Origin of the sequence: Bacteroides sp. 2201st1_D9_2201SCRN_220225, assembly GCF_040928965.1 — a bacterium.
Classification (GTDB): domain Bacteria; phylum Bacteroidota; class Bacteroidia; order Bacteroidales; family Bacteroidaceae; genus Bacteroides; species Bacteroides stercoris.
Window position 1 is genome coordinate 14,912 of the sequence record NZ_JBCODG010000066.1, and the last position, 12,303, is coordinate 27,214.

7 protein-coding genes and 3 pseudogenes are annotated in these 12,303 nt (G+C 40.3%); 9 read left to right on the forward strand and 1 reads right to left on the reverse strand.

The features are described 5' to 3' along the window. Positions 1 to 12: 12 nt before the first annotated feature. Genes AB5903_RS17585 through AB5903_RS17615 form a run of 7 tightly spaced genes read left to right on the forward strand, consistent with a single transcriptional unit; the run spans position 13 to position 9,645 of the window. Positions 13 to 624 (forward strand): fasciclin domain-containing protein, encoded by a 612-nt coding sequence (locus AB5903_RS17585; RefSeq protein WP_060385074.1) that lies wholly within the window; start codon positions 13 to 15, stop codon positions 622 to 624. A 27-nt stretch (positions 625 to 651) separates the two neighbouring features. Beyond that, complete coding sequence (locus AB5903_RS17590; protein ID WP_005651640.1) at positions 652 to 2,190, forward strand: hypothetical protein; 1,539 nt, start codon at positions 652 to 654, stop codon at positions 2,188 to 2,190. A gap of 34 nt (positions 2,191 to 2,224) precedes the next feature. Next, entirely contained in the window at positions 2,225 to 3,298 is a 1,074-nt protein-coding gene (locus AB5903_RS17595; RefSeq protein WP_224200139.1) for a hypothetical protein, read from the forward strand. A gap of 22 nt (positions 3,299 to 3,320) precedes the next feature. Further along, positions 3,321 to 4,307: a DUF6528 family protein gene (locus AB5903_RS17600; RefSeq protein WP_060385071.1), complete on the forward strand. Its 987-nt coding sequence runs from the start codon at positions 3,321 to 3,323 to the stop codon at positions 4,305 to 4,307. Between the two features lie 60 nt (positions 4,308 to 4,367). Continuing rightward, a complete protein-coding gene (locus AB5903_RS17605; protein ID WP_224200140.1) occupies positions 4,368 to 6,134 on the forward strand; it encodes a glycoside hydrolase family 71/99-like protein in 1,767 nt (588 codons plus the stop codon). 29 nt (positions 6,135 to 6,163) lie between these two features. Continuing rightward, the gene (locus tag AB5903_RS17610; protein ID WP_336314132.1) at positions 6,164 to 8,836 is read left to right on the forward strand and encodes a glycoside hydrolase family 2 TIM barrel-domain containing protein; all 2,673 of its coding nucleotides are present in this window, start codon (positions 6,164 to 6,166) and stop codon (positions 8,834 to 8,836) included. 2 nt (positions 8,837 to 8,838) lie between these two features. After that, on the forward strand, positions 8,839 to 9,645 hold the full coding sequence (locus AB5903_RS17615; RefSeq protein WP_272710761.1) for a sialate O-acetylesterase: 807 nt from the start codon (positions 8,839 to 8,841) through the stop codon (positions 9,643 to 9,645). Positions 9,646 to 9,727: 82 nt separating this feature from the next. On the opposite strand, the pseudogene AB5903_RS17620 reads toward AB5903_RS17615, so the two are convergent. Next, positions 9,728 to 10,063, reverse strand: a pseudogene (locus tag AB5903_RS17620) (glutamine synthetase type III); the annotation flags it as partial. Positions 10,064 to 10,198: 135 nt separating this feature from the next. Between AB5903_RS17620 and AB5903_RS17625 the strand changes: the two are divergent. Then, positions 10,199 to 11,417 (forward strand): annotated as a pseudogene (locus tag AB5903_RS17625) (transposase); the annotation flags it as partial. Between the two features lie 170 nt (positions 11,418 to 11,587). Then, a pseudogene (locus AB5903_RS17630) lies at positions 11,588 to 11,794 on the forward strand (IS66 family transposase); the annotation flags it as partial. Positions 11,795 to 12,303 lie beyond the last annotated feature (509 nt).

The window sequence follows — 12,303 nt, forward strand, 5'->3', positions numbered from 1 at the left end:
AGAACTGTAACAATGAAAAAAACATTATTATATAAGGCACTGTTGGCATGCTGGGCAATTTTGGTATTGGCTAGCTGCGACTTGGATTTGCAGAAAAACTATGACTATGAATCATCCGTAGCCGATCCTCATGTAAAGGTTACTGCTTGGGAATTTTTCCAGAATCATAAGGAAACTTTCTCGGAATTAATTAAAGCTATTGAGTATACAGGTTTGCAAGATTATTACACACAAACAGAATCGATGTATACTTATCTAGCATTGAATAATACCGCTATGGCTAATTATCGTGAAAATGTATTCCCGGGTACTGCGTCTATTACAGAATGTGATAAGGAAACCGTGAAAAATATGCTGCTTTATCACATTGTAGATGGTGAGTATAGCTCTTATGGTCAGTTACAGGTAGAAGCTATGTTTGTATTAACCATGCTGTCGGGTGAAAATGGTTTGATGACGATGTCTGTGTGGAAAAATCCCTGGCAGGCTGCTGTAGGTAAAGTTTTGGTGAACGAAACTGGTAGCAATGGCCATTCTCCTCAGCGCAAGGCTAAGACTAGCAACATTCTTCCTACCAATGGTGTAATCCATATTTTTGAAGATTATTGTTATTACAAAAAATAATCCGTATTACATTTAAATGAGATAATTATGATTCGTAAATTATATACCCTTTTATTGATTGGGCTTTGCTTGAATCTGGTGGCTTGCAGCGATGATAATGATAACATCGATCCGAATGCTGCTGCTCCGGTTGTTAAATTCCCGATGGAACAATTAGATATTGACTTAAACCTGGTAGACAACTTACCCGTGGTGGCTGTCATCAAGTCACAAGCTGGTTTACAGCAAGTGGATATGAAGATTCAGACTGCAGAAGGTATCATTGATTATAAAACTGTTACTGAATTTTTTAATCCGAATTCTTATAGTTTGTCTGAACAGATTGAATACGGTTCTAATTATCAGTCTTTCATAATAGAGGCTATTGATAAGTTGAATAATCAAGTAGTGGGTACACTGCCTTTTGCTATCACAGATGTTAAAGAACGTCCGGTTATTACCTTTAACCCAGAAGAGATTGTGTATGATGAAATGGATGAAAATCCGGTAATTCCCCGTACTACTTTTCAGATTAATTCTGAAGCTGGTTTGAAACAGGTAGAGATGTTCCTGGTGACAATAAATGGTCAGGAAAATAAAGGTACTGCTATACTCAATGGCGAACATGAATACTCGTTCGACGATATGATTAATTATAAGGAAGGTGACAAGGGATTCAAGGTTAAAGCAGAAGATGCTTATGGTAATGTTACTATTTCTACCTTGCCGGTTACCTATCGTACTGTTCCGGGTCCGGTATTAACCTTGAACGATCAGGTTGTCTTTGCTGAAACCGGTGTAAAGTCGGGTGTTTCTATGCACGTTGAATCTGTAAAAGGTTTGCAGGAAATTGTGATTTATCGTATCGAAAACGGCAAGGAAGTAGAAGCTTATCGTGAAAAGATGCATGGTGAGAAGATACTGGATTATGCACCGAAGTTCGACTTTACAGCTGCCACTACGCAAGTGAAGGTAGTTGTATCGGATGGCCGTCAGGATAAGACAGCTGAAAGTTTGGTAAAGGCTTATGTCAATATGGATGTGGCGACTTTATATGTAGGTAGTCAACAGTTAGCGAATACTGCGCATGATAAATATCCCGATGCCTTTGGATTGGTTTCTTTGAAGGATTTGAAGACTTACTCCATTGACTATGCGTTGTCTTCACCGGAAAATGCCAAGAATGTGGACTTTAAGCTTTATTGCTTTGGTGGTCAAGCTGTTCCTCGTTTGTATTCTATGGATGATACAGAAAAAGATGGCGAATACAAGGCATCTTCAGGAAACTTGAAGAATATCCAGGCTAGGAATATGACTCGTTTCACGACTCTTCCTAATTTTGATTATGAAAATGCTACTACCGAGTCTATTTCTAAGATTTCTTCTGACCTTATTAAGATTTCCAAACTTACTCCGATTAAGGCAGGTGATATAGTAGCCTTCCGTACCGGTGGCTCTTCTGCAGCAGGTGGAGATAGAATCGGTGTGATGAAGATCGTGGATATTACAGGTCCGAAAGAAGTTAATCCGGGTATTGCCAATGCTTGTGTAATGACCGTTGAAATTAAGTTCCCTAAAAAGAAATGATTAGCTAATGTAAAATGATTAGATTGTAAGGGTTATGGGACGATGGAACCAGGGATGGATAGGTTTGCTTTGTTGGGCTAGTTGCAGATGGAGTATTTGGGCTTGTTCTTCTTCAGCGGAAATAGAAGAAAGCAAACTGGAAATCATCCAACCTTCGCAGCCTGACAAGCAAGAATATACCTATCATCCTGTGGAATATCGGAAATGGCAAAGCGGAAACTTCCAGTCATGGTCTACTCAGGATTCTCGTGAAACGCGTACTATAGATGGTATGAACTGGTATCAGCCAACTGTACAGCATGCACAGACATTCTGGGGAGGAAGAACTAATTTGCATCCCACGTCAGTTATCGGTAAAAAGGGCTTCTTTCGAGTAGCTACTTGTGAAGGACGCTCCTTTTTACTCGATCCTGATGAAGGCGCCTTTTTGATTCATGGCATTCAGCATGTACGACCTGGTACTTCATCGGCTCAACAGCAAGCTCTGCAGCGAAAGTTTGGCAGTGTGGTTCGATGGAGTGAAGAAACCGGTACATTGCTTTCGGTCAATCATTTTAATTATATCTCCTATGGTTCAAAGCGGGTAGAAGCTTTTCCGCCTGAACCCCGGATACCTTTGTTGAATCCGTCTTCCCGTAAGATGGCGTATGCAGAGAATCTGCATTTGTTAAGCTCTTTTATGTGGGATATGAGCAAGAATCTGGGTTATGCATTTGAGGATAATAAGTATAACCGTCTGGTACTTCTATTTGAGCCTACGTTTACATCGTATATAGATGAATTGACTCGTGAGAAAGTACGTTTTTATGTGAAGGCTGACGATGCCTATTATGAAGGAAAGAAATATACCAATACGGAAGGTGGAGGATGGTTAGTACGTACCCAGCAACATCGCGGAGAATTCTATCAGAATTTCTGTTTGCGTTTATTAGAATCTAGACGTTGTGTCGGTTGGGTACATTTTGAATACAATGATGCTGTAGATACCAATAAGGGAGTTGTTTCTTTGGACTATGAGCCTTATGTTTCTTATCTGGAGCAAGTGTCACAGTTGAATCAGCAAGTTCATTCATTAGTAGATTATTATGATAAAAGAAAAAATAAATAGAAATATTAAAAATACGATAACCATGAAAAAACTTAGTTTGTTAGCAGCTTTTTGGGGATTGATGATAGTCTTGGGCGCTTGTTCAGACGATGAGAATTCTATTCCGGAGCAAGATAAACCTATGGTAGAGATACCTGAAAATGCCTATGTGTTGGCTGAACAGTCCAGACATGCCATTGTTATTAGAGATGCCAATACTCAACAGAATATTTGGAGTTGGGATCCTTATACTGCAAAAGTGCCTGCCGCACATCAGCGTTGGTTTGTGAATCCCAGTGAAGTAAAACCGGTTTATAACAGACGGTATATTCTGATGACGGCTTCGGGCGGTGCGGTAGCATTAATTCGTATTGCCGACCATAAACTGATGTTCTATGGTAATTGCGGTCAGAATCCTCACTCTGCAGAATTATTACCGGATGGTAATATTGTAACAGCTGAATCTAAATCGGGTGAAATCAATACGTTTGTAGTCGATACTGTGAAAGTATTTGGCGTGAAAGCCAATACCGTTAAATTAGGTAATGCGCATAATGTGGTATGGAATAAAACCAGAAATTATCTGTATGCTTCGGCTACCATTAAAGGCGGTGTCACAGCTTTGTTCCGTTTTAAATATAATGGTGACCGTATGAAACCTAAATTGACTAACCAAAAGCGTATTTATACGTTTGAAAATGAAAGTGGTGGTCATGACTTGTTCCCGGTATATGGTGAAGCTGATAAATTATGGTTTACGGCGACTTCAGCTGTTTATAAGTTTGATGTTTCTACTGAGACTCCTACTTGTGAAAAAGTATTCGATTTGCCGGGTATTAAGAGCGTATGTAATGGCCCTCAAGGAGTCCTCATGCTGAAACCTACGGAAGAATGGTGGGCTGAAGGTTTGGTGAACGAACAAGGTGAAGCACTCTTCAAGATGAAAGGTGCTAAGATTTATAAAGGTCGCTGGATGATAGACAATACTTTCAGCTATCCTGAACAACATGATTGGGTCGTATCAGAATAACCGACTTTTGCTAATTAATAAGATATCATTTTTATGAGATGCATTCTTCTTTTTATAAGTATGTTTTCTGTTCTCTGCTTGAGTGCTCAGAATGGGAAAAAAGTGTATGCCGATTTTCATGGTGTACGTTATACCCGTCAGCACGATGGTAAGTTGGGGCGTTGGGAAATGTATGCAAATACCGAAAAATCAAGTACCGGCAGGAAGACTTTGTGTTATAATGCCGACTTGATTGGCGACGAAGGAAGACATGAGATTGCGGCTGTAGCTTATCCGTTAGTGGGTATGCAGTCAAATCTGGATCCCGACTATATTGAATATCAGATTTTGTCGGCTAAGGCAGCTAAAATCGATGGATTCTTTATAGAGTGGGGCTTCTTTCCGCACGAGAACGATATACTTTTGCGTGCCATGCAGAAGGTGGCTGAGAAGTATGATTTTGAAATTGGTGTGAATTGGTGTGATGGTTGGTTGTATTATGACTGGATAACTAAAATTTATCCGGAAATCAATAGCCGTGAGACGAAGACCGAATATATGGCTAAATGTTATCAATATTTGGTGGATAGCGTCTTTACAGGCTCTACAGCACCTATTGTAAAAGGCATGCCGGTGTTCTACCATTTTGGTCCCGGAGCTACTGCCGATGAATATCGGAAGGTCCTGTCTATGGTAAAGTTGCCGCAAGGTATGAAGCAGCCGGTTACATTGCGCCGTTGGGCAGATTGGGGTAAACTGGAGAATAACCAATACGTACCAGTAACATATAGCGAAAAAATGGAAGCTTGGAAAGCTTTGGGGGAAATTCCTACTGCCTGGCTTCCGGCGCGCGTGCGTGCAAGAGACCAGGAACACGCAAAATGGGATAATTATGCTACTCAGGAAGATATTCTGGCATTTATGACTCCATTCCGTGATTCCATTTGGCACAGTAATAATCCGATGTATACTATCAAGTCTGGTTTTGCTATGCCGGGAATGGACAATAGCGGTTGTGCCGGTTGGGGACGTGGACATTTCTTTTATATGCCTCGCAATAATGGTGAAACTTATGAAAGTATGTGGAAATATTGCATGGCTGAAAAAGATAGTCTGGACATGATGTTTATAGCTTCTTGGAGCGATTATACAGAAGGTCATGAAATAGAACCGACGGTTGAAAACGGTGACCGCGAATTACGTATCACTTTGAAATATGCAGCCGAGTTCAAGGGTGAAACTGCCGATGAACGTGGTTTGGCTTTACCGCTTATGTTGTTTCAATTGCGTAAAGAAGCTCGTTTCATGGAACATCTCAAGATGGATTTTACAGCTTGTCATCGCTCATTGGATAAGGTAGGTCAGTTAATCAGCCAAGGTCGTTATCCGATAGCTATTGGTTTGATGAACCAGATTCAAAAAGATATTCAGCAGGCTAAATCGATGATGAAGGTCGATATGAAACGTCTGCGTGAGTCGGATATGGGCATTAAGGGTAAACGTAAATCGGGTGGTTATTCAGCCAAGCAGAACTTATCTATTTCTTTGCCGAAAGAGTTGGTAGGTCAGTTACAGCGAAACCATTATGTAGGTTATCTGTATTTTGAATACTTAGATAACGGTAATGAACCGCTTTTCATTCGCTCCTCTACTACACGCACACCGAAGGAACTCTTTAAGATTGTGGGTCGTATTCGTACGGATAATACTGGCGAATGGAAGAAAGCTAAAATAGAATTGTATAAAGACAATATTGTGAATGGATTCAATATGCCTACTTTCTATATGAAAGGTAATGTGATAGTTCGCAATTTGTCACTGGGTTATACCATCTATTCAGTTAAATAGAATATCAATTATTAGTGTATTTTTTAATGATGAAGAAAATTTTCTCTCTTTTTGCCATGTTTTTGGTCGCGGTATGCTTGCATGCGCAGCAGCGTGTGGTATATACAATCAACGATGGATGGAGATTCGCGAAAGGTTCTCCTTTTGAAGCCCATCTTACGAGCTGTGATGATTCTTCTTGGGAGACCGTTCATATTCCTCATACTTGGAATGCCAAGGATGCGGATGATGATCAGGCAGGATTTTATCGCGGACCAGCTTGGTATCGCAAGCGTTTGTTTGTAGATAAGAGCCAGGAAGGACGTCGAGCTGTGATATATTTTGAAGGGGCTAACCAGGAAGTGCAAGTGTATCTGAATGGTCAGTATTTGGGCGCTCATAAAGGTGGTTATACACGCTTTTGTATGGATGTTACTTCGCACTTGTGTTATGGACAGGAAAACCTCTTGGCTGTATGTGTAAATAATGTGTATAATCCCAATATTCCACCTTTGTCGGCCGACTTTACTTTCTTTGGGGGTATTTATCGGGATGTTTACCTGCAGTTTATGAATCCGGTGCATCTGGCTACCAACGATTATGCTTCATCTGGTGTTTATATTCGTACGCCAGAGGTAAGTAAAACTACTGCTTCGATAGAGGTAACGGCTTTGCTGACGAATGAATTGGATAAGCCGCAGGAGGTGATTGTAGAAAATGTGATTTGTGATGCCAGCGGTAAAGAAGTCAAGAAGCATCAGATGACTTGTTGTCTGTTGGCAGGCGAAACAAAGACAACTGTAGCCAAGAAGATTAAGATGGAATCTCCCCGTTTATGGGATATTGATGATCCTTATCGTTATTTGGTTTATACTCGTATTTTTGATAAGAAAGGCGCACTGTTGGATGAAGTTGTGAATCCTTTAGGATTTCGTTGGTTTGCATTCGATTCAGAAAAAGGTTTTTTCCTGAATGGTAAGCATCGAAAATTGGTGGGTACCGCTCGTCATCAGGATTATTTCCAACAAGGAAATGCTTTGCGTGATGAGTTGCACGTACAAGATGTGTTGCTATTAAAGGAAATGGGAGGTAATTTCCTGCGCGTATCTCATTATCCACAAGATCCCATTGTGATGGAGATGTGTGATAAACTGGGTATTGTTACTTCTGTAGAAATTCCTTTGATCAATGCGGTTACCGAAACCGAGGAGTTTCTGACGAATTCTGTAGAAATGGCTAAAGAAATGGTACGTCAGGATTTTAACCGTCCTTCTGTAATGATTTGGGGATATATGAATGAAATCTTCTTGCGCCGTCCGTATACCGAAGGTAAGCAACTGAAAGATTATTATCATTTTACAGAAAAGGTAGCGCGTGAATTAGAAGCTACTATCCGTCAGGAAGATCCTTCCAGATATACCCTTATGGCTTATCATAACGCTCCTCAGTTCTATGAAGAAGCTCACTTGACAGAGATACCCATGATTTTGGGATGGAACTTGTATCAGGGCTGGTATGAACCCGATATCAATAAATTCCAATGCTTGCTCGATCGTGCGCATCAGGTATATAAAGGTAAAATACTGATGGTAACCGAGTATGGCCCAGGTGTAGATCCTCGTCTGCATTCTTATCAGTCAGAGCGTTTCGATTTTTCACAGGAATATGGGTTGAACTATCACAAGCATTATATAGCAGAGATGATGAAACGTCCGTTTGTGGCAGGTTCTAGTTTGTGGAATTTGAATGATTTCTATTCAGAATCTCGTATTGATGCTGTGCCTCATGTGAATAATAAAGGAGTAGTTGGACTAAACCGAGAAAAGAAGGATACTTATTTATTCTATCAGGCTGCTTTATGTAAACGTCCTGTTTTGGCTATAGGTAACCGTGAATGGAAAGCTCGCGGGGGCGTAGTAAATACTTCAGAAAGGGCATGTAAGCAAGCCGTTCCGGTATTCTCGAATGCTAAAGAAGTAGAATTACTGATTAATGGCCGTAGCTTGGGAGTGAAAGCTGTAGAAAATGGTTCTGCTATTTTCGAAGTACCTTTTGTAAATGGCTTGAATCAACTGAAAGCAACAGCTGTAGTGGGTAATTCTGTGGTAGAAGATTGGCTGGAGGTCTGCTTCCAATTGGTAGCTGCTGACTTAAAAGAGTATGGAGCTGATTTTACGGAAATGAACATCATGTTAGGATCACCCAGATATTTTGAAGACCGTACAGCGCAAGTGGCATGGATTCCTGAGCAGGAATATAAACTGGGTAGCTGGGGATTTGTAGGAGGGACGCCTTACCGACGTAAAACGAACTTTGGTTTTATGTTAGGTTCGGATATTGATATCTTCGGTACGGATATGAATCCTATTTTCCAGACTCAGCGAGTAGGTATCCAATCGTTTAAAGCCGATGTGCCCGATGGTGAGTATTCTGTATATTTATATTGGGCTGAATTGGATTCCAATAAGGAGAAAGAAGCATTGGTCTATAACTTGGGAGCAGATGTGGGACAGATTTTGGCTGGTAATCGTAGCTTTGGTGTGTCTATCAATGGAATGCAGGTATTGGACGATTTCAATATCGCTCGCGACTATGGTTATGCCCGTGCAGTTGTTAAGAAGTTTATTGTGACAGTGAAGAACGGAGAGGGATTGTGTGTCGACTTTCATAAAAAAGAAGGTGAACCAGTATTAAATGCCATCCGTCTGTATAGAAACTATTGATTATGGAATTAGGAAAAATGTATCGGATAGTTAGTCTGTTTATAGCTTGTTTTCTGCATATCTCTTCAGTATTGGCAGGGGGCATCAACGAGCAGGTTCCGTCTTCACTGGATTTATATGTATGCATCGGCCAGTCTAATATGGCTGGCCGGGCTACCTTGATTCCAGCAGTGATGGATACGCTGAATCAGGTGTATCTATTGAATGATAAAGGGGGATTTGAACCGGCAGTGAATCCGCTCAATCGTTATTCTACCATTCGGAAGGATATGTCTATGCAGCGTTTAGGACCGGCTTACAGCTTTGCAAGGGAGATGGTTCGCCGCACAGGCAAACCGTTGGGATTGGTGGTGAATGCGCGTGGAGGATCTTCCATTAACTCCTGGTTGAAAGGAAGCAAAGACGGTTATTATGAAGAGGCATTAGCCCGTATTCGCCAGGCTGTTCGTCAAGGCGGGGTAGTAAAGGCAATTCTTTGGCATCAAGGAGAGGCCGATTGTTCTAACCCGGAAGCTTATAAGCGAAAGCTGATAACTTTGGTAGAAGACTTGCGAAAGGATTTAAATATGCCTCAGGTTCCGTTTATTGTTGGTCAGATTTCACGTTGGAATTGGACCAAACGAGAAGCAGGAACAGAACCTTTTAATGAAATGATTAAGCAGATATCATCATGGATTCCTTATACAGACTGTGTGTCTTCTAAAGGAGTTGATTGGTATAAAGATGTTACTGACCCCCATTTTGGAACGAAGGGGCAATTATTGTTAGGGAAGCGCTATGCTAAGAAAGTATTAAAATTTAATCGATAACATAAGCACAAAATTTTATAAATATATGTTGGTGAAGCCCGTCATGGATAGTAATTATTCGTGACGGGCATTTTTTATAGGCTTATTTGGTAAATAACAGTTCGCGATATTTCGGCAAGGGCCAGATTTCATCATCTACCTCCATTTCCAGGTGGTCTATGTGGTCGCGGATACTTTCCAGATACGGACGAACTTGTTCTTCATAAGCGAAGGCTTTATCACAGTAGCTACTCATGTGATTAGCAACTTTTCGTGCTTCCGTCATTTCTCGTACCTGTATTTTAATGGCTGTTACGCGATGAGAAATTTCCCGAATCAGTTCCATACGGTCTGCGCAAAGAATTTCATATTTTTCAGGAAAGAAAGTTTCGCGAAGACTTCGTAAATTTTCCAGTAATCGGTTTTGATAAGTAGGGACATTCAGTAAATATTATAAAATTAGCCAATTAGTTCATAGACAAAGTATTGTGAATTAGTTGTTTTTTGTATCTTTAGATATTCCCCCGAAAATAAGGTTTGACGGGCAAAACGGGGGTAATTCCCCAACAAAGATATGGTTAAGATACAAAATATTTCAGAAATTCACCCTACTTTGGGCTTTCTAGAATTTGATATTCTGGGAAAATATCGCAAGAGTTTTAATGAAAGTGAGCTTGGTAGGCTTCATTCGGTGTTTCCGTTTGAGTGTATGGCAAAAGCCGCAGGCCTGTCGGAATAGCGTCTGGGTCTCAGGAACATTTTCAGTCTTTGTGCAAAGATAGCTCTTATGGTCCTGAAGGCCTACACCGGGCTCTCCGACAGACAACTGGTGGAACATCTCAACGGCAACATACACTACCAGATGTTCTGTGGAATCATGATAGACGCCGTCTTTTCCCATAACCAACTACAAGATAGTCAGTGCCATCCGTAATGAGATAGTATCCCGTCTTGACATTAACTCCCTTTAGGAGATCTATGCTTCACACGGGAAACCTTATCTTGAGAACCTTCACGTGTGCATGGCCGATGCCACATGCTACGAGAGTCATATGCGTTTCCCTACAAACATGAAGCTCCTCTGGGAAAGCCTTGAATGACTCTACAGATATATCTGCAAGCATTGCGGGGAGCTTGGCATAAGGCATCCCCGTAACAAATACAAGAGTGTGGCAGAGTTCTATCTATCCTACTGCAAGAAAAGAAAAAGGAAGGCTTCAAGGACAAGGATGCTCAAGCGCCGTATGATCAGGCTTCTTGAAAAACTCCTCATACAGAGGGATGAAATTCATAGAGAGTACGGAACCTCACTCTGGTATACACAGGATTACCAGAAACGTCTTTCTATTATCAGAAAGGTCCTTGTACAGGAAAAGGAAATGTTTGAAGGGTGGAAAGTCAGTGACTGTATCGTCAGCATTGACCGTCATTATATACGTCCCATCGTAAGAGGCAAGGAAGCCAAATTCGTCGAGTTCGGTGCGAAGGTCAACAACATACAGATAGACGGCATATCGTTTATCGAACATATCTCCTTCAAGGCCTTCTATGAGGGTATACGGCTTAAGGACTGCATCCGTATGCAGCAGAAACTCATGAATGTGAGGGTAAGATGTGTGGCTGCCGATTCCATATATGCCAATAATGCCAACAGAAAGTTCTGCACGAAATATGGGATATCCACTTCATTTGTACATAAGGGAAAGGCGGCAAAGGATGAGACATTGAGAAAGATACTCAGAAGTGAGCTGTCAAAGGAAAGAGCCATACGGCTTGAAGGCAACTTCGGCACTTAGAAGTAATATTACTCGCTCTCAAGAATAAAGGTAAGCATCTGATAAAGTACACATTGTAGTACTAAAAACTCTTCTTTACTCATTGATCGTTTCATAACTACGTTTTTGAACGCAAAGTAATAGAAGAGTTTTTAGTACTACAATGTGTACTTTATCGGATGCTTACTAACCATGAGGCTGCTGAGAATACAGCAATCATATGCTCATTATTAGCTACCTGTAAAGCACAGGAAATTACCCCAAGGGAATGGCTGAATGATGTCATAGCCAAACTTCCATATTATTTGGAAAAGGATTCTGGGAAAGATGTTCGTGAACTTTTTCCTGATGTTTGGAAGTTGGAGAAGTCTAATACGAATACAAGTGGAGTTTAAATAGAGACATTTACTGAATATCCCTTTTTATGATAATATAAAATCATTAAGTGCTTTGGTAGTATGTATTATATTATTTATGCCTCATTTATTTAAAGAAAGCGATATAGTTCTATATTTACTTTTTAACAATGCTAGTGCTTTTAGGATTTTATTGTAAAACATAAATATAAAGAGTTAAAATCATACAGAATTACTACATGTATTTTATGTTTAAAATCAGTTGATATATTGATTATTTCTTGAGAGCATTAATTAGTTCCTGAAGATTATGTGCTTTTGATATAGGACAACACCAATAAAGTGCAGATGTCCAACTAAAAGTCCAAGTACCTAAGTTCTTTGCATAATTAATTATTTCTTTCTTGGCAGCGACACCAAAAAAGAGAGGTTTATTATATTTAGATGAGTTTATAATTTGGTGAATTATAGCCAATACTTCGGTAAATTTTTACCGAAAGATTAAAAGTTAAACAATAGAACCGGCAAAAGCTGGTTCGGAAACACTA

Coding starts and splice junctions, on each gene's coding strand:
- AB5903_RS17585 (WP_060385074.1), top strand. CDS start 13: ATGAAAAAAACATTATTATATAAGGCACTGTTGGCATGCTGGGCAATT.
- AB5903_RS17590 (WP_005651640.1), top strand. CDS start 652: ATGATTCGTAAATTATATACCCTTTTATTGATTGGGCTTTGCTTGAAT.
- AB5903_RS17595 (WP_224200139.1), top strand. CDS start 2,225: ATGGGACGATGGAACCAGGGATGGATAGGTTTGCTTTGTTGGGCTAGT.
- AB5903_RS17600 (WP_060385071.1), top strand. CDS start 3,321: ATGAAAAAACTTAGTTTGTTAGCAGCTTTTTGGGGATTGATGATAGTC.
- AB5903_RS17605 (WP_224200140.1), top strand. CDS start 4,368: ATGTTTTCTGTTCTCTGCTTGAGTGCTCAGAATGGGAAAAAAGTGTAT.
- AB5903_RS17610 (WP_336314132.1), top strand. CDS start 6,164: ATGAAGAAAATTTTCTCTCTTTTTGCCATGTTTTTGGTCGCGGTATGC.
- AB5903_RS17615 (WP_272710761.1), top strand. CDS start 8,839: ATGGAATTAGGAAAAATGTATCGGATAGTTAGTCTGTTTATAGCTTGT.